The 22,649-nt window shown below is 65.8% G+C and carries 25 protein-coding genes; 11 read left to right on the top strand and 14 right to left on the bottom strand.

All coding sequences use genetic code 11. The annotated features are described in order from the left end of the window. Nucleotides 1–69: 69 nt before the first annotated feature. Nucleotides 70–1,278, bottom strand: a complete 1,209-nt coding sequence (locus tag BLV92_RS23470) for an acetate/propionate family kinase (protein ID WP_090549602.1) — start codon at nucleotides 1,276–1,278, stop codon at nucleotides 70–72. A gap of 422 nt (nucleotides 1,279–1,700) precedes the next feature. On the opposite strand from BLV92_RS23470, the gene BLV92_RS23465 reads away from it, so the two are divergent. After that, nucleotides 1,701–2,093 carry a RidA family protein gene (locus BLV92_RS23465; RefSeq protein WP_090549599.1) on the top strand — a complete coding sequence of 131 codons (393 nt, stop codon included), beginning with the start codon at nucleotides 1,701–1,703 and terminating at the stop codon, nucleotides 2,091–2,093. Nucleotides 2,094–2,113: 20 nt separating this feature from the next. On the opposite strand, the gene BLV92_RS23460 is transcribed toward BLV92_RS23465, so the two are convergent. The 7 genes from BLV92_RS23460 to BLV92_RS23430 form a co-directional block, all read right to left on the bottom strand. Then, nucleotides 2,114–3,358 (bottom strand): acyl-CoA dehydrogenase family protein, encoded by a 1,245-nt coding sequence (locus tag BLV92_RS23460; RefSeq protein ID WP_090549596.1) that lies wholly within the window; start codon nucleotides 3,356–3,358, stop codon nucleotides 2,114–2,116. Between the two features lie 81 nt (nucleotides 3,359–3,439). After that, the gene (locus tag BLV92_RS23455; protein ID WP_090549593.1) at nucleotides 3,440–4,444 is read right to left on the bottom strand and encodes an NrtA/SsuA/CpmA family ABC transporter substrate-binding protein; all 1,005 of its coding nucleotides are present in this window, start codon (nucleotides 4,442–4,444) and stop codon (nucleotides 3,440–3,442) included. 27 nt (nucleotides 4,445–4,471) lie between these two features. After that, nucleotides 4,472–5,212, bottom strand: coding sequence for an ABC transporter ATP-binding protein (locus tag BLV92_RS23450; RefSeq protein ID WP_090549590.1), 741 nt, complete (start codon nucleotides 5,210–5,212; stop codon nucleotides 4,472–4,474). Next, a complete protein-coding gene (locus tag BLV92_RS23445) occupies nucleotides 5,209–6,048 on the bottom strand; it encodes an ABC transporter permease subunit (RefSeq protein WP_090549587.1) in 840 nt (279 codons plus the stop codon). The genes BLV92_RS23450 and BLV92_RS23445 overlap by 4 nt, the downstream gene beginning before the upstream one ends. Before the next feature lie 374 nt (nucleotides 6,049–6,422). Then, complete coding sequence (locus tag BLV92_RS23440) at nucleotides 6,423–7,190, bottom strand: ABC transporter ATP-binding protein (protein ID WP_090551358.1); 768 nt, start codon at nucleotides 7,188–7,190, stop codon at nucleotides 6,423–6,425. 5 nt (nucleotides 7,191–7,195) lie between these two features. Further along, complete coding sequence (locus BLV92_RS23435) at nucleotides 7,196–8,068, bottom strand: ABC transporter permease (protein ID WP_090549583.1); 873 nt, start codon at nucleotides 8,066–8,068, stop codon at nucleotides 7,196–7,198. Nucleotides 8,069–8,080: 12 nt separating this feature from the next. Next, nucleotides 8,081–9,079 (bottom strand): aliphatic sulfonate ABC transporter substrate-binding protein, encoded by a 999-nt coding sequence (locus tag BLV92_RS23430; protein ID WP_090549580.1) that lies wholly within the window; start codon nucleotides 9,077–9,079, stop codon nucleotides 8,081–8,083. Between the two features lie 217 nt (nucleotides 9,080–9,296). Here BLV92_RS23430 and BLV92_RS23425 point away from each other — a divergent pair, with 217 nt between their 5' ends. Then, nucleotides 9,297–10,097, top strand: a complete 801-nt coding sequence (locus tag BLV92_RS23425) for a helix-turn-helix transcriptional regulator (RefSeq protein ID WP_166676695.1) — start codon at nucleotides 9,297–9,299, stop codon at nucleotides 10,095–10,097. Here BLV92_RS23425 and BLV92_RS23420 read toward each other — a convergent pair. Both BLV92_RS23420 and BLV92_RS23415 read right to left on the bottom strand, forming a co-directional pair. Next, nucleotides 10,094–11,215, bottom strand: coding sequence for a porin (locus BLV92_RS23420; RefSeq protein ID WP_090549574.1), 1,122 nt, complete (start codon nucleotides 11,213–11,215; stop codon nucleotides 10,094–10,096). The genes BLV92_RS23425 and BLV92_RS23420 overlap by 4 nt on opposite strands. Nucleotides 11,216–11,294: 79 nt before the next feature. Then, nucleotides 11,295–11,750 (bottom strand): RidA family protein, encoded by a 456-nt coding sequence (locus BLV92_RS23415; protein WP_090549572.1) that lies wholly within the window; start codon nucleotides 11,748–11,750, stop codon nucleotides 11,295–11,297. 494 nt (nucleotides 11,751–12,244) lie between these two features. Here BLV92_RS23415 and BLV92_RS23410 point away from each other — a divergent pair, with 494 nt between their 5' ends. The 3 genes from BLV92_RS23410 (at nucleotide 12,245) to BLV92_RS23405 (ending at nucleotide 15,531) form a co-directional block, all read left to right on the top strand. After that, nucleotides 12,245–13,498 (top strand): aminotransferase class V-fold PLP-dependent enzyme, encoded by a 1,254-nt coding sequence (locus tag BLV92_RS23410; RefSeq protein ID WP_090549568.1) that lies wholly within the window; start codon nucleotides 12,245–12,247, stop codon nucleotides 13,496–13,498. Between the two features lie 21 nt (nucleotides 13,499–13,519). After that, nucleotides 13,520–13,642 carry a hypothetical protein gene (locus tag BLV92_RS32950; RefSeq protein ID WP_256216310.1) on the top strand — a complete coding sequence of 41 codons (123 nt, stop codon included), beginning with the start codon at nucleotides 13,520–13,522 and terminating at the stop codon, nucleotides 13,640–13,642. Between the two features lie 323 nt (nucleotides 13,643–13,965). Further along, nucleotides 13,966–15,531, top strand: a complete 1,566-nt coding sequence (locus BLV92_RS23405) for a methyl-accepting chemotaxis protein (RefSeq protein WP_090549565.1) — start codon at nucleotides 13,966–13,968, stop codon at nucleotides 15,529–15,531. Nucleotides 15,532–15,606: 75 nt separating this feature from the next. Here the strand turns inward: BLV92_RS23405 and infA are convergent, their stop codons facing one another. Together infA and BLV92_RS23395 are read right to left on the bottom strand one after the other, a co-directional pair. Beyond that, nucleotides 15,607–15,879 (bottom strand): translation initiation factor IF-1, encoded by a 273-nt coding sequence (infA, locus tag BLV92_RS23400; RefSeq protein WP_090549563.1) that lies wholly within the window; start codon nucleotides 15,877–15,879, stop codon nucleotides 15,607–15,609. Nucleotides 15,880–16,245: 366 nt separating this feature from the next. Further along, complete coding sequence (locus BLV92_RS23395; protein ID WP_090549560.1) at nucleotides 16,246–16,449, bottom strand: cold-shock protein; 204 nt, start codon at nucleotides 16,447–16,449, stop codon at nucleotides 16,246–16,248. Nucleotides 16,450–16,790: 341 nt separating this feature from the next. On the opposite strand from BLV92_RS23395, the gene BLV92_RS23390 reads away from it, so the two are divergent. The 5 genes from BLV92_RS23390 to BLV92_RS23370 all read left to right on the top strand — a co-directional run bounded on the left by BLV92_RS23390 (nucleotide 16,791) and on the right by BLV92_RS23370 (nucleotide 20,022). Continuing rightward, nucleotides 16,791–17,120, top strand: coding sequence for an ArsR/SmtB family transcription factor (locus BLV92_RS23390; protein WP_090549557.1), 330 nt, complete (start codon nucleotides 16,791–16,793; stop codon nucleotides 17,118–17,120). An 86-nt stretch (nucleotides 17,121–17,206) separates the two neighbouring features. Beyond that, a complete protein-coding gene (locus tag BLV92_RS23385; RefSeq protein ID WP_090549554.1) occupies nucleotides 17,207–18,268 on the top strand; it encodes an alkene reductase in 1,062 nt (353 codons plus the stop codon). 205 nt (nucleotides 18,269–18,473) lie between these two features. Then, complete coding sequence (locus tag BLV92_RS23380) at nucleotides 18,474–19,094, top strand: LysE family translocator (protein WP_090549550.1); 621 nt, start codon at nucleotides 18,474–18,476, stop codon at nucleotides 19,092–19,094. Between the two features lie 175 nt (nucleotides 19,095–19,269). Continuing rightward, complete coding sequence (locus tag BLV92_RS23375) at nucleotides 19,270–19,467, top strand: DUF3562 domain-containing protein (protein ID WP_090549548.1); 198 nt, start codon at nucleotides 19,270–19,272, stop codon at nucleotides 19,465–19,467. Between the two features lie 249 nt (nucleotides 19,468–19,716). Further along, nucleotides 19,717–20,022: a DUF2866 domain-containing protein gene (locus tag BLV92_RS23370; RefSeq protein ID WP_090549545.1), complete on the top strand. Its 306-nt coding sequence runs from the start codon at nucleotides 19,717–19,719 to the stop codon at nucleotides 20,020–20,022. A gap of 32 nt (nucleotides 20,023–20,054) precedes the next feature. Here BLV92_RS23370 and dapA read toward each other — a convergent pair whose 3' ends face one another. Next, nucleotides 20,055–20,909 carry a 4-hydroxy-tetrahydrodipicolinate synthase gene (gene dapA / locus BLV92_RS23365; protein ID WP_090549542.1) on the bottom strand — a complete coding sequence of 285 codons (855 nt, stop codon included), beginning with the start codon at nucleotides 20,907–20,909 and terminating at the stop codon, nucleotides 20,055–20,057. Nucleotides 20,910–21,044: 135 nt separating this feature from the next. Beyond that, a complete protein-coding gene (locus BLV92_RS32945) occupies nucleotides 21,045–21,167 on the bottom strand; it encodes a hypothetical protein (RefSeq protein ID WP_256216311.1) in 123 nt (40 codons plus the stop codon). Between the two features lie 153 nt (nucleotides 21,168–21,320). On the opposite strand from BLV92_RS32945, the gene BLV92_RS23360 reads away from it, so the two are divergent. Next, on the top strand, nucleotides 21,321–22,613 hold the full coding sequence (locus tag BLV92_RS23360) for an aspartate carbamoyltransferase (RefSeq protein ID WP_090549540.1): 1,293 nt from the start codon (nucleotides 21,321–21,323) through the stop codon (nucleotides 22,611–22,613). Nucleotides 22,614–22,649: the final 36 nt, after the last annotated feature.

The following is a 22,649-nucleotide window of genomic DNA, read 5'->3' as shown; positions in this document are numbered from 1 at the left end:
ATGCGTCCGGCGATCAGGCTGCCGTCCGCGCGGTGGGTTCGGATGAATCGGTATCGGGGCGGCGTCCGCTCAACCGGCGCGCACGGCCTGCGCGCGCGGCCGGCGGTCGAGCACGCGCCGCGTGTGCCGCGCGATCATCTGGTTCTCGTCGGTCGGGATCACCCACACCGACACGCGCGAGCCGTCCGTCGAGATGCGCGGACCGTGACGCCGGTTCGCCGCATCGTCGATCTCGACGCCGAGCCAGCGCGCCTGTGCGCCGATGCGCCGGCGGATCTCGTCCGCGTGCTCGCCGATGCCCGCGGTGAACACCAGCGCGTCGAGCCCGCCGAGCGCGGCCGCGAGCGAGCCGAGTTCGCGGCCCGCGCGATAGACGAACAGATCGACGGCGTCGCGCGCGGCCGGCGCATCGCTGTCGAGCAGCGTGCGCATGTCGGCCGACAGCCCGGACACGCCGAGCAACCCCGAGCGTTCGTACAGCAGGTGTTCGATTTCGTCGGCCGTCATCCGCTCCTGCTGCAGCAGATAAAGCAGGACCCCGGGGTCCAGCGCGCCGGCGCGGGTGCCCATCGGCAGACCGTCGAGCGCGGTGAAGCCCATCGTCGTCGCGACGCTGCGGCCGCGCTGCATCGCGCACAGGCTCGCGCCGTTGCCGAGATGCGCGACGACGACGTTGCGCTGCGCGAGTTCCGGCGCGAGTTCGCTGAACGCCGTCGCGATGAACTCGTACGACAGCCCGTGAAAGCCATAGCGATGCACGCCCTTCGCGGTCAGTTCGCGCGGCAAGGCGAACGCCTGCGCGACGGCCGGCTGCGTGTGATGGAACGACGTGTCGAAACACGCGATCTGCGGCACGTGCGGCGCGACGGCGGCGACCGCGCGAATCGCGGCGACGTGATGCGGCTGATGCAGCGGCGCGAGCGGCACCAGCGCCTCGATGCCGGCGAGCACGTCCGCGTCGATTTCGATCGGCTCGGTGTAACGGCTGCCGCCGTGCACGATCCGATGGCCGACGCCGTCGAAGCCGTCCTCCGAGCCGACGTGCGCAGCAAACCAGTCGTGAATCGCGCGGATCGCGCCGTCGTGGCCGCGCTGCTCGACCGGGCCGTCGGCCAGCACCCGGCCATCGGCATCGCTGACCCGCAGATGCGGCGTGGTGTCGATGCGTTCGACCTGGCCGTGAACGCCCGCTGCGAGCGTGCGGTCGGCGCGCGTTTCATACACCGAGAACTTCACGCTGGAAGAACCGGCGTTCAGAATCAAAAGTGGATCGAGCATGGTGGCCGTGCCGTGTCGTGGGGGGATAACCGTCAGCGGGTCTGCGCGGGCTTTCGTCTGCGCGATTGCGTCGATGCCGCTTCGGTGTCGTCGATCCTTTTCGGATCATTCCGACGTCAACCTGGGGACAGTCTGTAGGGAACGCTGAATTCGCGATTGACGTCGATCAACGATTGCAAGGGCAGCGTCGAAGCGGCTGCGATATCGCCGCCAGCGACAGGGATGCTTACGATTTGTCAGGTGCAGGAGAGGGGTCGCAGCTTCGCTCGCCGTTGCCCGGCCGGTGAAAGCCTTTCGCAGGAATCCTCATTCCACGTTTCAGTTCGACGCGAAACATTCACGCTCCCATGTCGGGCATATTTCAATGCGAGAAGTAGCCACTCGCCTGGCTGCGCCCCATCACCTTCCTGCGGATAAATGCAATGGACCGGGAAATCATTCGCGTCGAACCTCTGTCCACCTGGCTGGAACGCCGGAACGCACCGGTTTCCGCCGTCACTCGCCATGGCGATACGCTTTATGTGTCCGGCTTTCCGCCGTTCGATCCCAAGACAGGCGAGATCATCGATGCGACGATCGAGACGCAGACGCAGCGCGTGCTGGAGCAGTTGAAGTTATGCGTGGAGACTGCGGGTTCGTCGCTCGACCGGGTGCTCAAGTGCAACGTCTATTGCACGTCGGTCGATGCGTTCGCTGCCGTGAATGACGTATATCGGCGCTTCTTCGGCCTGAATCCGCCGGCGAGGATTTTCATCAACGTGCCGGCGTGGCCGGGACGCTTCGATATCGAGATCGATTGTGTGGCGGCGATGTAGCCGACGCTCGAAGCTGGCGGTCAAAAAAACGCGCCGGTGGGCGGCAACTGCCCGGTCAGCAGGTTCTCGCCGAGCAGCCGTTCCTTGTAAAGCCGCGGGTTGTGCGAAGCGATGACCTTGATATTGCGCCAGTGCCGGTCCAGCGCGCCGGCCCGCGACACGACGGAGCCGGACCCGAGGTCGATCAGCCAGCTGGCGATCTGCGGCGCCAGATCGTCGATCACGACCTTGGCTTCCGCCGCCGAATGCGTCGCAGTCAGCGTGGCCTCGTATTCGGCAGAAGTGCCGTAGCTGTCCCACGCGCGTTGCAGCGCATCGACGGCGCGGTCCGCTGTCGCGTCAACGCACGCCGCGTAGGCCCGGATACGGCCCAGCAGCGCCTGCAACACGGCCTCCCCGGCGGGATGGTCGGCTTCGCCGTGATAGAAATTGCGCCGTCTCGCGCGCAGCACTTCGACGGCGTCCAGCGCCACGCGCCGGACGATGCCCGCGATGCAGTTCGTCAGGTAGACCTGGTGAAACGTGTATCCCCACGGCGCGGCTTCGGCGGACTTCGGCGGATCGGGCGGATAGACGTGCGCGGCCGGCACCGTCACGGCGCGGAATCTCGCGGTGCCGGACCCGGTCAGGCGCTGGCCGAACCCCTGCCAGTCGTCCTCGTCGCTGACGCCGTCGCCGCGTTCGAGCACGTACTGCACGGTCTCCCCGTGGCGGCTTTCGACCGCGAGGCCGACGAACGCGTCGTTGTACAGGTTGCCCGTCGCGTAGACCTTGTCTCCCGAGCCGACATACGCGTGCCGGCGTTCGTCCCATTCGAGCCGGCTCAACACCTTGCTTGAGCGCGCGCCCGCCGCGACCGCATCGCTTTGCGCAAAACCCAGCCCGACCGTCTTGTGCTGCTTCGTCAGATCGAGAACGTGCGCATGGAACGGGTGGCCCCGCTGCCGCAACGCGGCTTCGACCTGCCACAGATGGTTGCGGAACGCATGTGCGACGTTCGAATCCGCGGCCGCGACGTCGCGGGCCACGCCGAACAGTTCGCGCAACGACACGCCGCGCCCGCCCGCATCGGCCGCCAGGCGCAGCGCGCCGAAGCCGAGCGCCTTGAGGCGCGCGATCTCTTCGCGCGGCAGACGATGCGCGACTTCGCGCTCCGCCGCCGTCGATCCGATATCGGTGATGGCGTCCGCGAAACCCAGCGCCGCGGACAACGGAGAAACGAGCCGAAGCCCGGCGTCATGAGCGACCGTTGCGTCAGAAGACATGTCTGTGTCCCTTCGAAATCGCGGCGCAACCGCCCGCGTCGATGCCGGCGTGAATGGAACGTGCAATCATCGCCGGCCTCGTCAAACCTTGATGCTGTAGTCCGCGACCTTGATGCGCGAATTGATGATCCTGCGTTCCGCGAGCCAGTCGGCGGCCCGCTGAAGCTGCGCGACGAACGCGGCGTCGTCCGGCTCGTGGAATTGATTCACGCGTTTCAGGCTCGTCAGATAGTCACGCACCGGGTCCGGATATCTGGCCTCCTTCTGCGCGAGCAATTCGGCTTCCGTCGAATGCGCGGACTGCCATGCGCCTTCGACGTAATACGCGTCGATCACCGCGCGAATCAGTTCGGAGTTTTCTTCGGTGAACTTCCGGCGCGTCACGAGCGAGCTATAGTCGATCAGGAAGTCGAGATCGCGGCCTTCGTTGAAGATGTCCACGGCGTCGTTCGAAAACCGCGCGATGTCCACGGCCGGCGACCACATCGACCACGCGTCGACCCGGCCTTGCGCGAACGCGGGAGCGGCATCGGGCGGATTCAGGTAGACGAACTCGACCTTGTCACGATCGATGTGATTCTTTTCCAGCGCGGCGATGAGCAGGAACTCGCCCAGCCCCGAACGGTTGACGGCGACCTTGCGGCCCGCCAGATCGGCAACCGAGCGAATGCCGCTCGATTTCTTCACGATGATGGCGGTCGAACGCGGCGAATAAACGTCGAACGCATTGAACACGATGGGCGAGCCCGCCAGCATCGCGGCGAGCGCGGGGGTCGTCGAGCCCCAGAAGCCGAAATCCGCGCTGCCGCCGACGACCGCCTGGATCGACGGCGCATGGTTCGGAAACGGGCCGACCCATTCGACCTTGATGCCCTTCGCGGCGAGGGTCTTTTCGAACACGCCGCGCTGCCTGGCGATGTCGGGAAGGTTGCCGTATCCCCAGCCGATACGGACCGTATCGGTGTTGCGGGTCAGCTTGCGCGGCTCGGCCGCGCGAACAGGAAGCAGGCTGCTGGCGGCGACGCCGGCCAGCAGGCCACCCGCCGCGCGCAACAACTGGCGGCGGCTCAGCGAAGAATCGTTCATCCTTATCGGGTCCCGGGTGTGGTGCGATCAGTGAGTGTCCACGCCGAGTTCTGCGAGCAGCGTGAGACGCAGTGCCTGCGGCGGGTGTTTTCTGGGTTCGAACGAAGCGGCGATGCGGCCGGACCGCATGACCAGAATCCGGTCGGCGAGCGTGAGCGCCTCGTCGACGTCGTGCGTGACGATCAGCACGCCGGGCTGGTGACGGACGACGAGTTCCTTCACGAGCCCGTGCATCTTGATCCGCGTGAGCGCGTCGAGCGCCGCGAACGGTTCGTCGAGCAGCAGCAGTCCGGGATCGCGTACCAGCGCCCGCGCCAGCGCGACCCGCTGCGCCTGGCCGCCCGACAGGTTGCGCGGCCAGTCGTCCTCCCGGCCGGCGAGACCGACTTCGGTCAGCGCGCGGGACGCGCCCGCGCGGCCGACGCTGGTCTCGTGACCGAGCGCGACGTTCGCCCACAACGTGGCCCACGGCAGCAGCCGATGCTCCTGAAACACGACGGAAGCGCGTTCCGGCGCGCGGATCTGTCCGGCGTCGGGCCGGTCGAGTCCGGCCAGCGCGCGCAGCAGCGTGGTCTTGCCGCATCCGCTTTCGCCGAGCAGCGCCACGAATTCGCCCTCGCGAATGTCGAGATCCAGCGAGTCGATCACGACGCGCGCCCCGTAGCGCCGTCGCAGGCCGCGTACCGAGACGGCCAGCGCGCGGCCGCTATCGTTCCCGCTGCGGGCCTGCACATCGGCACCGTCGAACTGGGCGACACTCGCGCTCATGGCTGCTCTCCTTTCGCGTAATTCGCGTGCCACGACAGGAACCGGCCTTCGAGCGCGCGCACCAGCGCGTCCGCCGCGACGCCGATGATCGCGTAGATAATCATGGTCAACAGGATGACGTTGGTCTGCAGGAATTCGCGCGCATCCATCGCGAGAAAGCCGATGCCTTTTGTCGTCGCGAGCGTTTCGGCGATGACCAGCGCGAGCCATGCGTGCGCGAGCGCGTAACGCACACCGGTGAGGATCGACGGCATCGCGCCCGGCAGAATGATCCGGCGCACGATCGCCGCGCGGTCCAGCCCGATCACCTTCGCCAGTTCCATCAGCTTCGGGTCGATCTGGCGGATGCCGAGCATCGTGTTGATGTAGACGGGGAACAGCACCGCGAGCGCGACGAGGAAAATTTTCGCGACCTCGCCGACGCCGAACCAGACGATCACGAGCGGCAGCATCGCAAGGAACGGTATCGCGCGCACCATCTGGATCGAACGGTCGAACAGCGCCTGCGCCAGCGGCGAGAACCCGACGATCACGCCGAGCGCGAGGCCGGCCGTTCCGCCGATGACGAAACCCGTGGCGGCCCGCAGCAGCGAAACGCCGAGGTGAACGAACAGATCGCCGTTTTTCGCGAGCCCCCATGCGGTTTCGACGACGCTGCTCGGCGCCGGCAGAACCTGCGGAGCGATGAGACCCGCGCGCGCGGCGGCTTCCCAAAGCACGACGACCACGGCGGGGATCAGCCACGACAGCCACTGATAGAACCAGCGCTTCGAAACACCCGCGCGCAGACGTTTCGAAGCGACATAGCTGCGGCGGGAAGAAGTTACGTCAGCCATGTCGACTCCATAGTTGCCGTGATGAAAAACGCTCCGCGACGGAGCGGGTGCGAATCGCGCCGCTCCGACGCAGCGTGACTTCGCCTGGGATACCGGATCTTTCCCGCGGGATCTTCGCGGCGCATGGGCTCGATGCGGGCCTGTCGTCGCACGGGCGCATCGTTTTTTTCGCCATGCTTGAGCGGCAACCGCTGCGTCTGCGTGAACGAACGCATGCCGGTTCCGGCGATCACGCCATGCGGACCCGCGTCGGAAAACATCGGCGCGTGGCGAACGCGAGCTTTCGATTAGAACCGCCCGATACCGCAACCACAAACCGTTTTTTTATGCTTTGCTTTTCAGTTTCCGCGGGTTGAGGTTGGTCCTGGCCGGGTTCATCCCGCGGTCGCGCCGATCGCATCGAGCCGCTCCAGCAACTCGCCGCGCAAGCCCGCAAGCAAGGGATCGCGCCGATCCCTCGGGCGCGGACGCTCGATCGCGATTTCACGGTCGATGCGTCCCGGCGCAGGCGCCATCAACAGCACCCGGTCGCTCAGGTACAGCGCCTCGTCCAGATCGTGCGTGACGATCAGCGCGCCGGTCCCATGCGCGTTCACCAGCGCAAGCAGCAGCGCCTGGAGCCGCATGCGCGTCATCGCATCGACCGCGCTGAACGGTTCGTCGAGCAGCAGCAGCCCCGGCTGCGAGAACAGCCCGCGCGCGAGCGCAACCCGCTGCGCCATGCCGCCCGACAACGCGCGCGGCAACGCACGTTCGGATCCGGCGAGTCCGACTTCGGCGAGCAACGGCGCGACGCGCGGATCGCGTCCGCCGTGACGGCCCAGTTCGAAGCCGACGTTGTCCGCGACCGTCAGCCAGGGCAGCAGCCGAGGCTCCTGGAAGATCACGCCGATGCGCGGCGACGGCCCGTGCTGAACCTCGCCGTCGAGCCGGACCTCGCCGCGAAACGCCCGGTCGAGCCCGGCGACGATGCGCAGCAACGTGCTCTTCCCGCAACCGCTCGGGCCGATGAGGCTGACGATCTCGCCACGGCCGACGCGCAGCGCGACGCGCGCCAGCACGGAACGCTCCGCGTAGCGTTTTTCGTCGATGCGCACGTCGAGCAGCGGCGCGCGGTCCGGCTCGCGCGGATTCGTCGCGATATCCGTCACGATGCCGCTCCGTCGCGCGCATGCGCGTCGAACGCGTCGCGCCAGTTCAGCAGCCGGTGTTCGAGCCACCGCATCGCGCCGTCGGTCAGCTTGCCGAGCACGGCGAGCAGGAAAATCGCGCCGAACACGATGTCCGGCCTTCCGGTTTCGCGTCCGTCGCTCAGCATGTAGCCGAGCCCGCGCGTCGCGGCGATCAGTTCGGCCGCGACCATGAACATCCACGCGAGGCTCAGACCGGTGCGCAGCCCGGTGAAAATCTGCGGCAGCGCGGCCGGCAGCAGGATGCGCCGGAACAGCGCGAACGGGCTCAACTGGTAGATCGCGCCCAGTTCGAGCAGCTTGCGATCGACGCCGCGTATGCCCGCCACGACCGCGAGATGCACCGGAAAAAACGCGCCGATCGCGACGAGCGTGATCTTCGGCGCTTCGTCGATGCCCATCCACAGCAGCAGCACCGGCACCCATGCGAGCGACGGAATCGCGCGCAGTCCCTGGAACGTCGGTTCGAGCAGCGCGTCGATACGCCGGCTCAGGCCCATCGCCGCGCCGAGCGCGAACGCCAGGACCGCGCCGATCGCGAAGCCGGCGAACACGCGCAGCGTGCTCGCCGCGATGTGGCGCGCGAGCCGCCCGGGTCCCATCTGCGCGAGCGTTTCGGCAATCGTCGTCGGCGCCGGCAGCAGATGGTCGGGAACGACCTGCGTGCGAACGAGCACCTCGATCAGCGCCAGCACAGCGACCGGCAGCGCGAACCCCAGCACGGTCCAGCGACGCGCACGGCTTCGCACCGGCGCTTCGCCGCGCTCGCCCTCGTCACTCTTGCCAGCGGCGTCGGGCAGCGCGAGCGTCAGCCGGTCGTCGGTCGGCATTGCGATCCCCGCCTACTGCCCGCGCGACGCGGTCACGACCGGCTGCGCGATCTGCGTATCGATCAGCGCGTCGATCACCTTCGGCAAGTCGGTGCCGGGCTTCACCAGGTCCTCGGCCGACAGGATCGGCGCGGCGCTCTTCAGCGCGGCGATCTGCTGTTCGCCCGGCACCGGATGGCTGAAGTCGGTCCGTTGCAGTTGCAGTTTCGCGACCGGCAGCGACACCTTCGATTCCTCCGCGACAATCTTCGCGGCGTCGTCCGGATGCGCGACGATCCACACGCGCGCTTTCTCGTACACCTTCAGCACGCGCGCCACCGCCTGCGGGTATTGCTGGATGAATGCCTCGCGCGCGTCGAGGAAACCGTACGTGTTGAAGTCGACGTTGCGGTACAGCAGCCGCGCGCCGTCGTCCACCTGCGCGGCGGCCATGTGCGGATCGAGGCCGGCCCACGCATCGACCTGGCCGTTCGCGAGCGCGGTGCGGCCGTCCGGATGCTGGAGGTTCACGATCTCGACGTCGTCGCGCGTCAGGCCGACCGTGTGCAGCGCGCGCAGCGTGAACAGATACGGATCGGTGCCGCGCGTCGCGGCGATCTTCTTGCCTTTCAGGTCGGCGAGCGACTTGATGGCCGAGTCCTTGCGCACGACGAGCGCGGTCCACTCGGGACGGGAGAACACGTACACCGCGCGGATCGGATTGCCGTTCGCCTTGCCGAGCACGGCGGCAAGCCCGGCCGTCGAGCCGAAGTCCACCGCGCCGCTGTTCAGATATTCGAGCGCGCGGTTGCTGCCGAGGCTCAGCACCCATTTGATCTGCGTGTTGTCGGGCTTGAACTCGTCTTCGAGCCACCCATAGCGTTTGATCACGAGACTCTCGGGCGAGTAGTACGCGTAATCGACGCGGATTTCGGCGGGCGTCGCCGTCGCCGCATGGACGGCGCCGGCCGTCGCGACGCTCGCTCCGAGCAGCGTGAGCGCGCGCAGCGCGTGGTTCCATATCCGCTTCATACAGGTCTCCTGGCAGTGTCGAACGCGTTGGGGCAGGCGAAACAGCGTAATGAAAGACGCGCGCTTACCGAACCAACGAAAGATCACAAGGAATCCGGCGGTAGCGATATCGGGGAGGCGCTGCGCGGCGCGAGGGCCGGCGTACACCGGAGACCCGCGCTTTTCCCATCCGTTAGAATGCGTGTGCGAGACCACCAACGGACTGGGACGGCACAGCTTGAAACAGAAGACGACTGAAATCAGCACCCTCGACCGGGTCATCGACGCAGACGATGAAAGCGAGCGGATGCTCCAGGTTCTCGCCAGCGTTCTGGAGGGACTGGGCGGGATCGTATCGCCCAATACCGAGCTGATTCTTCACGACATGCGCAATCCGTCCCACTCGACGATTGCGCTCGTCAACGGACACGTCACGGGACGCCAGATCGGCGATCCGATCATCGCGGCCCCGGTGGACGACAAGGGTTTCGAATTGCTGCTGGAGAAACGCCCGTCGCAGAAAGGGATGAGCGCGTCGATCAGCCGTTACCGTTCGCGAACGAAAGACGGGCGGGAACTGTTGTCGGCCACCGTCCTGCTTCGCAACCGCAAAGGGCTTCCGTTCGCGTCGGTCTGTGCGAACGCGGACCTGACCGACTATCAGCTTCTGCATGCCGCGTTGGGCCGCCTGATTGCGCCGTCGTCGGAAGCGAGAGAAACGACCGCGGACAGCCGCCCGAACCTCGACGAGATGATCGAGGAAATCGTCTCCGAGGCGATCCAGCGCGCGGGCATTCCGGTTTCGCTGATGGACAAGGCGGAAAAGCTGAAGGTCGTGTCCGAGCTGACGAAGCGGGGCGTCTTCATGATCAAGGGCGCCGTCGAGCGCGTCGCCCAGGCGCTCGGCGTGACGCGCTTCACGGTCTACAACTACCTTGAGGCGCTGGGCTTCCCGCGCAACGGCAAGGCGGGCGCGGCCGGGAAGGAAGCCGAACCCGTCAAGGCCGCCCGCAAGACCACCCGCCGCCGGGCCGGCTAGAAACGGGTGCGCAGCCCGAGGCCCACGCCGGTACGCGTACTGCGGCTGGCAAACGTCAACGGCGGGTTGTTCGGATCGGTCACCGATGCCCCGCTGAGCCAGTTCCGGTCGACCTCCGCATAAATGTCGGTCCGCTTCGAGAGCAGATAGTCGACGTTCACCAGCGCAGTGCGGATTTTCCCGCTCTGGTCGTTCACGACGTGGCCGACGTTGTCCTGGAAGTAACCGCCGGTGATCGACAATGCCGGCGTGATCCGGTAGCCCGCGCCGAACGACATGTACGAATCGATACGCTGGGCGGTCTGGGTGTTGGCACCGAGCACCGTGGTGCTGTTGCCGATGAGGCTCGTGTTGGCCAGCGCGCCGCCGGTCGCCGACGACACCGTGAAACCAGCGTCGCGGCGGGCGTTGAGATACATCGCATACAGGGTGACCGGCCCGATCGTGTAGTGACTGCCGCCGCCGAAAATGATCAGCTTCTTCTCGTTTGCATCGCGCGACTCCTGCGCGACGCCGCCAATCTCCAGCCCGTTCTGGTTGTACGAAAGACCCATGGCGGTGGTGCTGCCCTGAACGGCGCTACCCGCCTGCCCGCCGATGCCCCGCTGCAACTCCAGCGTGAACGGTCCGCGGGAAATCGAGTAATCGACGGTGTTGTCGTAACGGCACCCGACGATGCGCGGGATATACGCATTTTCGAGGTAATTGCCGATCCCGAGCGGGTCGAAGTCGCTCAGCAAGCCGAACGGAATGCCGTAGATGCGGCCGGCAAGCAGACGGCCGAACACCGGATTGCTCAGGCCTACCCACGCCTGACGGCCGAAGAGCTGTCCCTGCTGGTCGAACGTGCCGTTGTTGAGCAGAAAACCGCTTTCCAGATCGAACAATGCGCGGGTTCCGCCGCCGAGGTCCTCCGACCCGCGCAACCCCCACCGGCTGCCCTGGATCGCGCCCTGGGTCAGTTGGAGTACGCTCCCCGGCCCATTCGCGCCCTTGTTGTTCGTCGTATATCGCAGACTTGTATCGATTGCGCCGTACAGCGTGACGCTCGACTGTGCCTGCGCCAGTCCAGTTGCAAGCATGCAGGACACCCCGATCATGGCGGACTTCAGTTTCATTCCGGATTCCTATATTTAGAGTTTTCAGAGCGAGAAGGGTTAGGGAAGCAGCGCGCAGGCTCGCTGCGCATGCGGCTGGTCAGCGCAGCGCCGCCGTGAGTTCGATCTCGACGGGAATGTTGAACGGAAGCGCGGTGACGCCCAACGCGCAGCGGGTATGAATGCCGTTATCGCCAAAGAGCGCGATGAGCAGATCCGAAGCGCCGTCCACCACGACATGCTGACGGTAGAAGTTCGCCGCGCTGCTGACCCAGCCAGTCAGCTTGACGATACGGGAGATGCTGCCCAACCCGACTTCCGCGTGAAGCGCCGCCAGCGCATTCAGCACGGCAAGGCGCGCGGCTTCGTACCCCTGCTCTTCCGTCACGGTGTCTCCGACGCGCCCCGTAATCACCGGGTCGGGACCGACCATCGGCCCCTGTCCGGACACGAACACAAAACTCGCTTCCCGAACCACGGTGGTGTAGGAGGCGGCTGGCTTCGGAGGGGGCGGAAGTTCGTAGCCCAGTTCCTTCAGGCGATTCAGGATGCTCACAGGTGTTCCAAAAATGAGTAACGGGTCCAAAGCGAATTCAGGCGTTTCGCGAGCAGGTCGTTGCGTCAGCGAACCGGCAGTCCGAACTATTCAACTTCAATTTCCGTATGTCAACATTTTGTTTAACAAAGAACGGAATGTTGAAGCGGCGTCGTGGACCGTGTTCTGGAACGCGGCGTGGAAGTGTCGGTGCAGGTCGCCGGCTAACCCATCGGCGGTTGCCTGGGGATGCCGCGTCCCGAACGAAAGGTAATCGTTACTTCAATCGGGACGCGAGCGGCTGCCCGGGTCGGCGCGCGAGACAAAGCATCTACCCGGACGCCACGGTGAATTTTGATAATTTGTTGAATGATTCAACACTGTGTTTATAATCAGCCGCCGAGGCATGCCGGGTCCCGGACGTCCCTCGCCCGATCGCCCCGCCGACGCAACCGTCGTCATGTTGCAAAGGCCCCAATCAAGCGCCGGCACGACGCCGGCCACCAGAGAGAGTCATGACTACCACGCGAAGAAATTTTCTCAAGTGCAGCGGTATCTCGATCGCGGCGGCGCTCGGCACGACGTCCGGCGCATTCGCCGCGACTGAAGATCGACCGCTCGCCGGTTCCGCCAGTCTCGGGCTGCCGGCCCGAGCCGTGTTCCCCGGCGTCGAGGGCCGGGTTTTCCTCAATTCCGCGGCGACCCATCCCTGGGGCGTGCATGCTGCGGATGCAATGAAGAAGTACACGGACGAGCGCCTCGCGGGCCGCGACGTTTTCGCCAATGCCGCTGGAAAATTCGCGCAGCTCGTCAACGCGGATCCGGAGAACGTAACCTATGTGCCGTCGACGTCGATGGGCGAATACCTGGTGACCCGCGCGCTTGGCCTGCCGGAATCGGGGGGACGGGTGGTGACCGACGCGCTGCATTTCGTCGGTTCGTTCTACATGTACGAGCAGTACCGCAAGCAGGGGCTCGACGTGGTCACCATCCCCATGGACGAGCACTATCGCATCACGCCGGAGAGCCTCGACCACGCCATTGTTTCGGGAACCAGACTGGTTGCGATTTCCCACGTCTCCCTTTACAACGGATTCACCCACGACCTGAAGGCGGTCTGCGATCTTGCACATTCGCGCGGGGCGCTGGTGTACGTGGACCTGATTCAGTCCGCCGGGGCAATCCCTGTCGATCTCAAGGCTTCGGGCGTCGATTTCGCGGCGTGCGGCACGTACAAGTGGCTCATGGGCGACTTCGGCTTCGCGTTCCTGTATGTCCGCAAGGAATTGCTGCCGAGACTCCGACGTCCGTGGCTCGGGTATTTCCAGACGAACAATTTTGCAGCCCCGCTGCTGCACGTCTACCCGATGGACCCGCCGGGACCGACGCCGTACGAGAGTTCGCAGAAGAACACAGTCGGGGGTTATTTTTCAGGCGCGCTGCCGGCGCTCGGGCCGCAGAACGCATGCGCCGCATCGCTCGACTGGATTCAGTCCATCGGCGTTCCGGCAATCGACGCGTACCGTCAGCCCATGCTCTCCGCGTTGCAGAGTGGCTTGCGCGAGAAGGGCTTCCAGGTGGTTACGCCGCCGGAAACCCGCGCCCCTATCGTGACCTTTGCATATAAGGACGCGTCGAGACTCGCTCCGCGTCTGTCCGCCGCCAAGGTCGAGATAACCCTGCGCGCGAATCACGCCCGCATATCGCCATCGGTCTTCAACACGATGTCCGATATCGACACCTTTCTCGCCGCGATCGGCACGCCGTAAAAAGAGCCGATCGATGCCTGGGTGAAGCCGCGTGCGCGCGAGTTCCACGACGCGCGGCTCATACTGCAAGAGGTGGTAGCGCTGTGCATCGCCACGATCGTGATCGATGTGATGCCGCTTTCGCGCGCGGCGGTCAGCACCTGACCGGCCGCGGTTTCATCCGGCCGCGCGGAATCGCACCCTGTGCATCGTGTTAGCCCGATTGTCTGCACTCCAGTGAAGTTAAGTCGAGAAAAAAAATAAATACGCGGCATAAGAAAATTTTATCCGCCGGCAGCGTCGTTGCATCGCCCGAATCGCGACGACGTTCAACGCAGAAAACAGCATCAGCGGAGCCGCCACGCCGCATCCAGACGATTTCGGGAACCGAATTGGCAGACGACCCTAAAGGACATGCGGAATACATCCGTTATCCGAATTGTTCCGCCCGCCAGTCGCTTCCCGCTCACTCATAAAAAATCGTTGCCATGAACCATCTGACGCTGAAGCAAAAACTGTGGATACCGATGCTTCTGTGCTGGCTCGTGCTGCTGATCGTCACGGTCGTCAATGCCGTGCAGGCGCGCAGCGCGCAACTGGCCGCGCGTTATGCGGCGCTCGCGGACGTCGTCGACATGTCGGTGTCGATCGCCGCCGACTACGCGAAACAGGTCGACGCCGGCAAGCTGTCGGCCGACGACGCGAAGCAGCAGGCCATCGCGCGCATCGACGCGCAGCGGTATGGTACGTCGGGTTATGTGTCGATCGTGCGCGACGACAAGGTGCTCGTCGACAATCCAATGAGCCCGAAGCTCAACGGCAAGGACATGAGCCAGTTCCGCGACGCGAAAGGCAACGCGCTCTACCAGGAAATCGTCGACGCGGGCAACTCCACGGGCGGCGCCGGCTATCTGCGCTACTGGTGGCCCAAGCCGGGCGAAACCGCGCCGAGCGAAAAAGTCAGCTACGTAAAGCGTTTTGCGCCGTGGAACTGGAACTTCATCGCAGGCGCCTACATGGACGACATCCAGGCGCAGTTCTACTCGGTGCTCGAACGCTCGGCGGTGCTGCTGATCCTGCTCGGCGGGCTCGCTTCGCTGGTCGCGGCGCGAGTCGTGCGCAGCGTGATCCGCTCGATCGGCGGCGAGCCGGCCAACGCGGCGGCCGTCGCGATACGGATCGCCCAGGGCGATCTCTCGACGAACATCGAACTGGCGAACGGCGACCAGTCGAGCCTGCTGTTTTCGCTGCGCGAGATGCGCAACCAGCTGGCGGCCGCGATCGGGCACATCAAGACCTCGGCCGAGACGATCACGGTCGCGTCGAAGCAGATCGCGGCCGGCAATCTGGACCTGTCGAGCCGCACCGAGGAACAGGCGGCGTCGCTACAGGAAACCGCCGCCAGCATGGACGCGTTGACCCAGACCGTCACGAAAAATGCCGAGAACGCGGAAACGGCGTCGGGGCTCGCGGTCGACGCATCGGACATCGCGACCCGCAGCGGTCAGGTGGTCAGTGACGTGGCCGGAAAAATGGCCGACATCTCCGACAGCTCGCGCAAGATGAGCGAGATCATCGGCGTGATCGAAAGCATCGCCTTCCAGACCAACATCCTGGCGCTCAACGCGGCGGTGGAAGCCGCGCGGGCGGGCGAAGAGGGGCGGGGTTTCGCGGTCGTCGCCGGCGAAGTGCGCCAGCTCGCGCAACGCTGCGCGAGCGCGGCGAAGGAAATCAAGGCGCTGATCGACCAGTCGGTCTCGCAGGTGAACGAAGGATCGAGTCTCGCCACCCGGGCCGGCCAAACGATGAGCGAGGCGGTCACCGCGGTGCGACGCGTCGCGGCGATCATGGGCGAGATCTCGGCGGCGTCGAAGCAGCAGAGCGACGGCATCGGCGAGGTCAATCTCGCGATCCGCCAGATGGACGACGTCACGCAGCGCAACGCGGCGCTCGTCGAACAGGCCGCGGCCGCGGCCGGCTCGCTCGACGAGCAGACCGAACTGCTGCGGCGGACGGTGTCCGCGTTTCGTGTCGACGCGCAGGTACAGGCTTGAATGGACGCGACGGGGTGGGCGGGTTGACTCACAGTCCTGCAAAAGACAGGACAGGCGGCCGCCCCGCGCAAACGTTCAACGGCGACGCATACCCGGTCGCGGTTGGCCGCCGCCGGACGATGCACGCTCGTCCTTGTGGCGAAAGTTGATACGCCCTTTCGTCAGATCGTAGACCGACAATTCCAGCGTGACCCGATCGCCGGCCAGAATGCGGATGTGGTTCTTGCGCATGCGACCCGACGCATAGGCATTCACCACGACGCCGTTTTCGAGCGTCACGCGGTATTTGCTGTCCGGCAGCACTTCGTCGACGACTCCGTCGAGTTCCAGCAGTTCTTCTTTTGCCAAACCAATTCCTCCAGTGAGCGTAATGCCGCGTCAATGCGGAGCATCGACCAATGCCGCCAATCACTACATCGCTTGTACGCGGGAGATGTTGCAACAGGTTTTTTCAGCGCAATCCACTCATGCGAAGAAGGGGTATCTGCGCGAACAACCTGGACCTGACAGCCACGCGCCACTCTCAGCGCGCTGGAACCGGGGCCCCTGCGTTTCCGGGAACCGCGCTCTACAGCGCTACACGGCGCAGTCGGCCGGCAAGCGCGAATGAGCCTGCAGACAGGGAAAGACGACGGACAACGCGTGGCGTACGGCTGCCACGGTTCAAGGCGGGAGAATCGCGCCGCCCCAACGGGCGGACGCGATCCGATAGCGTTACTGCGGCGTGATGTTCGAAGCCTGGAGGCCCTTCGGGCCGCGCTTCGTTTCGTAGCTGACCTTCTGGCCCTCGGCGAGCGTCTTGAAGCCCGTGCCGCGCACTTCCGAGAAGTGGGCAAACAGGTCGTCGCCGCCCTTGTCCGGGGTGATGAAGCCAAAGCCCTTGCTATCGTTGAACCACTTGACAGTACCGGTTTCCACTAGATGTTCCTTAAACAGACAAATAAATACGCACCTTGGACAGGAGCGAATGACAAAACAAGATGGAGAAGCCAACGAAAGCCGCCAACGGCGGCAAATGATGTGCGATCAAGCGTCTTGGAAAGTTCGGGTCTCGACACTACGCGATCGGCGGCGTTACGTCAAGAAAAGAGATTTCCCGACCCGAAGTTTGACCTCATTTTTTGTCAGCGGCCTGTTCGTTCCCCTTTCCCTGAATCCGGTCCAGCGCACGGCTCCCGTGTGTCAGATAGCCGCTTCTCCCCCATATCGCCAATTTCCGATATAAGATTCTTATTGTAACGATGCAGCCGAGCCGGCACATGTCCCAGTCCATCAACCCGAACACCGCCGAAGTCGATGTCGATGCGATCCACAAGGCGCTCGCGAATCCCGTTCGCCGCGAGATTCTCGCGTGGCTGCGCGATCCGCGGGCACATTTCGCCGATCAGGAGCTTTCGCTCGATCACGGCGTCTGCGCGGGGCGCATCGATGCTCAGTGCGGTCTGTCGCAATCGACCGTGTCCGCGCATCTCGCCGCGCTGCAGAAGGCGGGCCTCGTCACGTCGAAGCGCGTCGGTCAGTGGGTGTTCTTCAAGCGCAACGAACCGGTGATCCAGGCGTTTCTCGCGCGCGTGAACGCCGAGCTGTAGGCGTGCGTCCGACCCGGCCGCATCAAACGTTTTTCCCGTACTGCTTTTTTATTGCCGCGGGCGCCGCCCGCCGAAGAGGTGAACACATGGCTAATCTATTCGACCCGATCCAGATCGGCGATCTCACGCTGCCGAACCGCATCTTCATGGCGCCGCTCACGCGCCAGCGCGCCGGCGACGAGCGCGTGCCGAACGCGCTGATGGCGAAGTACTACGCGGAGCGCGCGTCGGCGGGGCTGATCCTCAGCGAAGCGACGTCGGTGACGCCGCAAGGCGTCGGCTACGCGGCGACGCCCGGCATCTGGTCGCAGGAGCAGGTCGAAGGCTGGAAGCTCGTGACGGACGCCGTGCACAAGGCCGGCGGCCACATCTTCCTGCAACTGTGGCACGTCGGCCGCGTGTCGGATCCGGTGTTCCTCGACGGCCAGTTGCCGGTCGCGCCGAGCGCGATCGCGCCGCAGGGCCATGTGAGCCTCGTGCGTCCGCAGCGCGGGTACGTGACGCCGCGCGCGCTCGAACTCGACGAGATTCCGGGCATCGTCGCCGCATACCGCCAGGGTGCGATCAACGCGAAGGCGGCGGGCTTCGACGGCGTCGAGATCCACGGCGCGAACGGCTACCTGCTCGACCAGTTCCTGCAGGACAGCACGAACCATCGCACCGACGCATACGGCGGCTCGATCGAGAACCGCGCGCGCCTGCTGCTCGAAGTCGCCGACGCGTGCATCGACGTGTGGGGCGCGAACCGGGTCGGCATGCACCTCGCGCCGCGCGGCGACGCGCACACGATGGGCGATTCGAACCCGGCCGCGACGTTCGGTTATGTCGCGCGCGAACTCGGCAAGCGCAAGATCGCGTTCATCTGCGCGCGCGAGTCGCTCGGCGACGGCCGCCTCGGCCCGCAACTGAAGGAAGCGTTCGGCGGCCCGTACATCGCGAACGAGAAATTCACGGTCGAAACCGCGCAGCAGGTGCTCGACGCGGGCGAAGCCGACGCGGTCGCATGGGGCCAGTTGTTCATCGCGAACCCGGACCTGCCGCGCCGCTTCAAGCTCAACGCGCCGCTCAACGCGCCGGACCCGAAGACGTACTACGCGGAAGGCGAAACGGGCTACACCGACTACCCGGCGCTCGAAAACGTCGCGTGACAACGGCATAACCGGCCTTCAGCGCCGCGTCGTTGCGACGAAGGCCGAACGCTGCGGACCCGCCAGGGTCCGCAGCGTTTTTTGTTTGCGCATCCCGTTGCGTTCCAGAAACCGTGGCGCACAACCTGCGTGAGCATCGCGAACATCGTCGGACGATTCGCCGCACGCACGGGCGGACGCCAAAGAACGTCAAATGAGACCCTCGATGCCGCTATCGTCCCTGCTCGCTTTCGCCATCACGCTGATGATCGCCGCCGGCTCGCCCGGCCCGAGCATCGCGGCGCTCGTCGCGCGCGTGCTGACTCACGGCATGCGCGACGTGCTGCCGTTCCTCGCCGCGATGTGGATCGGCGAGGCGCTGTGGCTCACGTGCGCGGTCAGCGGGCTCGCGGTGCTCGCGCACACGTTCGGCACGGTGTTCCTCGTGCTCCGGTACGTCGGCGTTGCGTATCTGCTGTATCTCGCGTGGAAGATGTGGCGCGCGCCGGCCACGGTGCGCGACGACGCGCTGGCCGCGCGGCCAGCCGGCCAGTCCGGCTGGCGCATGTTCGGCGCGGGCCTGCTGGTGACGCTCGGCAATCCGAAGATCATGGTGTTCTATCTGGCGCTCGTGCCGACGGTCGTCGATCTTTCGCACATCGGCGTGGCCGCATGGGCCGAACTGACCGCGACGATGCTCGCGGTGCTGATCGCGGTCGATTTCGGCTGGGCGGCGATCGCGACCCGCGCCCGCGCGCTGCTGAAGAACCGCCGCGCGGTGCGCGTCGCGAATCGCACCAGCGCGGTCGTGATGGCGGGCGCCGCCGCGGCGATCGCAACACGATAGGTCCTGGATTCGGCAGGTCGTTCGCGTACCGAATCGACCGCTTGCGTCATCCGGCACGCATCCGTGCACACCGCTTTCGATAGCGCGATTCAATTGGCGCGGACCGGGGCGGTGTTCTCTAATGCAAACTCCGCCGTTTCGCCACGCGTAAGCCTGCCGCTGTCCGGAGATCGCCATGCCCAAGCAAGACGTCCAACAGATCGTCCACGCCATCGCAGAAGAAACCAACACCCCCGAAGAAACCGTTGCGCAGTTCTATGCGGAGGCCGTCGACGGCTACCGCGCCGGCGCGCGCATCCTCGACTACGTGCCGCTGTTCGCCGCGAGGAAGGTCCGCGAGGCGCTGCGCCATCACGATGCGGGACGGAAGTAACCCTCCCCCGCCGTTCCCTCCGTCATTCCGCTCCGTTCAAGCCGCTGCCGCGACCCGCGGCCGCGATATCTTCGCGCGCCCGTTGCCGCGCGTGCGCGACCCCGCGCGCATTCCTCTTAAGGTTCGTTTAATTCTTCGCTGCAACCATACCCTTTACCCCTGTTGAGCCGCCGGAACATCGGCGGCGTTTTTTTGTGCGGCGGCATCGCGCGGCGCGTGGCGGTTCCCTATCAGCGAAGGAGGCAGGCGATGGTTGAAGACGACGTATTGAAGCATCTCCAGACCCTGCAGCGCGGCGACGCGCAGCCCGGCGTCGATAGCTGCCGGGTCTCGATGCCGGTCCAGCATCCGTGGGGCAAGCCGTACTGCCTCGTCGAATGGACCACGTGCCAGGACGCGGATGCGCGCCGTCAGGTCGTCCCCGCCGACAGCACCCCGCTCGAAATCGCCCGCGTGGTCGCCGCGCACGTGCCCGGCCGCCGGATCATGCTGAACGGCGAACCGATCCAGCCGCCCCGCGCAAACGCACGGCGGCGCAGCGCACGGGCCGCGTAACGCACTCGCGGCGCATCACCGCACCGCCCCTCTCACTCCACCAGTTCCACCAGTTCGTGCGCGAGACCGTCGCTGACGACGGTCATCGGCCCCCGCAGTTCGTTGCGGATCAAGCCGGTCCGCGCGAGCGCCGCCTTCACCGGCCCCGGATTCGGCTCCGCGAACATCGCCCGCACGAGCGGCACCAGCGTGTGCCAGATCGCACGCGCGTCAGCGAGATGCCCTTCGCGCAGCAGACGCTCCATCGCGACGAACCGCTCCGGCCGCACATGCGCGGACGCCGCAATCGCACCGCTGCCGCCCGCGCACAGCGCGCCGAACATCTCCAGATCCTCTCCGCACAGCACCCGCAGCCGGCCGTCCGCGATCAGCGCGAGCGTCTTGTCGAGCGAACCGCCGCAGTCCTTCACCGCGACAATGCGCTCGTGTCCGGCCAGTTCGAGCAACGTGCGCAGTTCGAGCCGCACGCCGGTCCGCTGCGGAATGTCGTACACGATCAGCGGCCTGCGGCTCGCGTCGGCCAGTGCGGCGAAATGCCCTACGAGGCCCGCCTGCGACGGCCGGATGTAATACGGCGCGGCCGCGAGCACGCCGGCGACCGGCTGGTCGTTCAGCGCGGCGATCCGCTCGCACACCGACGCGGTGTGATTGCCGCTGACGCCGACGACCACCGGCAACGCGCCGGCCGCTCCCAGCACGGTCGCGAGCACCGCGTCCTGCTCGTGTTCGTCGAGCGCGGCCGGCTCGCCGGTCGTGCCGAGCGCGACGAAACCGGCGACACCCGCCTGCGCGTAGCGGCGAACCAGCGCGTCGAGCGCGCGATGATCGACGGCGCCCCGGTCGAACGGCGTGACGAGCGGAATCCAGATTCCCGAAAAAAGAGACATGACTTCACCTTGAACGTGACCGTATCGAAAGTCCGTCCAGCGGTGCGCAGAAGAGGGTAAGGCCGGGAGTGAAAGAGGCAGGGCCGGCGCTGACTGGCTGTTCCGTCGCACATCTGACGGAACAGCAGGCTCCGGTCAGACGAGCGGCTGTTTTTTGGCTTTGGCTTTCACGCAGACCGGCGACGCGAACGCGCGCGACCCGGCCGCCTCCAGGGCGGCGGCATTCGGCAGATCGTGGCGATCGTGGCGGGCGGACATACGTGACATGACGCGCAGTGTACCGGGAGTCGCGCCGCGGTGGCAACGCGCCCCGCCACCCGGCGCGCGCCATGGCGGGAAAACGCTTGACTTCCCTCGCCGCCCCACTAATATACGCACCGCGTACATCAACCATCACCCATGGGGACTCGCATGAGCGTTCCGCAACAAGCCTTCCTCCGCGACGCGATGCGGCGTCTGAACATGACCCGCGACGCGTTCGCGAGCCGCATCGGCGTGTCGCGCCGGGCGCTGGACACGTGGCTGCTGCCCGACGACTCGCAGGAGTCGCGCGCGATGCCGGAGATTGTCGAGCGCTTCGTGTCGGAGATCGTCGGCAGCGGCGAGCCGCGCGAAGGCTATACGCAAAGCGTAGACTCCCAGCCGCTTGCGAATCAGATCCTGTTCGAAGGCCGGCCGCAGCTGCTGTCGGTCGATCAGTTCTCGCGCGAGTCGGTCGAGGCGCTGTTCCGCGTCGCGGACATCATGCAGCCGATCGCGCGCCGCCGGAAAATCTCGCGCGTGCTGGAAGGCGCGGTGCTCGGCAACCTGTTCTTCGAGGCGAGCACGCGCACCCGCGTGAGCTTCGGCGCGGCGTTCTGCCGGCTCGGCGGCTCGGTCTGCGACACGACCGGCTTCACGTTCTCGTCGATGGCGAAGGGCGAGTCGATCTACGACACGAGCCGCGTGATGTCCGGCTACGTCGATGCGCTGGTGATCCGCCATCCGGAACAAGGCTCGGTGGCCGAATTCGCGCGCGCGACCAACATCCCGGTGATCAACGGCGGCGACGGCCCGGGCGAGCACCCGAGCCAGGCGCTGCTCGACCTGTACACGATCCAGCGCGAGTTCTCGCGGCTCGGCAAGATCGTCGACGGCGCGCACATCGCGCTGGTCGGCGACCTGAAGTACGGCCGCACGGTGCATTCGCTGGTGAAGCTGCTCGCGCTGTACCGCGGCATCAAGTTCACGCTGATCTCGCCGCCGACGCTCGAAATGCCCGCCTACATCGTCGAGCAGATCTCGCGCAACGGTCACGTGGTCGAGCAGACTCACGACCTCACGACCGGCCTGCGCGGCGCGGACGTCGTGTACGCGACGCGGATCCAGAAGGAGCGTTTCACCGACGAATCGTTCGAAGGCTACACGCCGGACTTCCAGATCAACCAGGCGCTCGTCGATGCGGCCTGCGGCCCGGACACGCTGATCATGCACCCGCTGCCGCGCGACAGCCGCCCCGGCGCGAACGATCTGTCCACCGATCTGAACCACGACTCGCGGCTCGCGATCTTCCGTCAGACCGACAACGGCATCCCGGTGCGGATGGCGATCTTCGCGGTGCTGCTCGGCGTGGACAAGCTGGTTCAGCACTCGATGCGCGACGCCGCGTGGCGTCCGCCGGTTTATCTCGGCCCGGACGACGCGGTGTTCCACGGCATCGACTGACGCGCCCCACTTCCGCGAACGACGAACGACGACGGC

The organism is Paraburkholderia caballeronis (assembly GCF_900104845.1).
GTDB classification, from domain to species: domain Bacteria; phylum Pseudomonadota; class Gammaproteobacteria; order Burkholderiales; family Burkholderiaceae; genus Paraburkholderia; species Paraburkholderia caballeronis.
This window is presented reverse-complemented; position numbering and strand designations above follow the sequence as displayed.

What these genes read in the sequence shown, in the direction of transcription:
- BLV92_RS23430 (WP_090549580.1), bottom strand. Translation starts at nt 9,079, where the DNA reads ATGAAGCGGATATGGAACCACGCGCTGCGCGCGCTCACGCTGCTCGGA.
- BLV92_RS23360 (WP_090549540.1), top strand. Translation starts at nt 21,321, where the DNA reads ATGAGCGTTCCGCAACAAGCCTTCCTCCGCGACGCGATGCGGCGTCTG.
- dapA (WP_090549542.1), bottom strand. Translation starts at nt 20,909, where the DNA reads ATGTCTCTTTTTTCGGGAATCTGGATTCCGCTCGTCACGCCGTTCGAC.
- BLV92_RS23420 (WP_090549574.1), bottom strand. Translation starts at nt 11,215, where the DNA reads ATGAAACTGAAGTCCGCCATGATCGGGGTGTCCTGCATGCTTGCAACT.
- BLV92_RS23465 (WP_090549599.1), top strand. Translation starts at nt 1,701, where the DNA reads ATGGACCGGGAAATCATTCGCGTCGAACCTCTGTCCACCTGGCTGGAA.
- BLV92_RS23410 (WP_090549568.1), top strand. Translation starts at nt 12,245, where the DNA reads ATGACTACCACGCGAAGAAATTTTCTCAAGTGCAGCGGTATCTCGATC.
- BLV92_RS23390 (WP_090549557.1), top strand. Translation starts at nt 16,791, where the DNA reads ATGTCCCAGTCCATCAACCCGAACACCGCCGAAGTCGATGTCGATGCG.
- BLV92_RS23450 (WP_090549590.1), bottom strand. Translation starts at nt 5,212, where the DNA reads ATGAGCGCGAGTGTCGCCCAGTTCGACGGTGCCGATGTGCAGGCCCGC.
- BLV92_RS23370 (WP_090549545.1), top strand. Translation starts at nt 19,717, where the DNA reads ATGGTTGAAGACGACGTATTGAAGCATCTCCAGACCCTGCAGCGCGGC.
- BLV92_RS23405 (WP_090549565.1), top strand. Translation starts at nt 13,966, where the DNA reads ATGAACCATCTGACGCTGAAGCAAAAACTGTGGATACCGATGCTTCTG.
- BLV92_RS23455 (WP_090549593.1), bottom strand. Translation starts at nt 4,444, where the DNA reads ATGAACGATTCTTCGCTGAGCCGCCGCCAGTTGTTGCGCGCGGCGGGT.
- BLV92_RS23380 (WP_090549550.1), top strand. Translation starts at nt 18,474, where the DNA reads ATGCCGCTATCGTCCCTGCTCGCTTTCGCCATCACGCTGATGATCGCC.
- BLV92_RS23460 (WP_090549596.1), bottom strand. Translation starts at nt 3,358, where the DNA reads ATGTCTTCTGACGCAACGGTCGCTCATGACGCCGGGCTTCGGCTCGTT.
- BLV92_RS32945 (WP_256216311.1), bottom strand. Translation starts at nt 21,167, where the DNA reads ATGTCCGCCCGCCACGATCGCCACGATCTGCCGAATGCCGCCGCCCTG.
- BLV92_RS23385 (WP_090549554.1), top strand. Translation starts at nt 17,207, where the DNA reads ATGGCTAATCTATTCGACCCGATCCAGATCGGCGATCTCACGCTGCCG.
- BLV92_RS23445 (WP_090549587.1), bottom strand. Translation starts at nt 6,048, where the DNA reads ATGGCTGACGTAACTTCTTCCCGCCGCAGCTATGTCGCTTCGAAACGT.
- BLV92_RS23470 (WP_090549602.1), bottom strand. Translation starts at nt 1,278, where the DNA reads ATGCTCGATCCACTTTTGATTCTGAACGCCGGTTCTTCCAGCGTGAAG.
- BLV92_RS23375 (WP_090549548.1), top strand. Translation starts at nt 19,270, where the DNA reads ATGCCCAAGCAAGACGTCCAACAGATCGTCCACGCCATCGCAGAAGAA.
- BLV92_RS23435 (WP_090549583.1), bottom strand. Translation starts at nt 8,068, where the DNA reads ATGCCGACCGACGACCGGCTGACGCTCGCGCTGCCCGACGCCGCTGGC.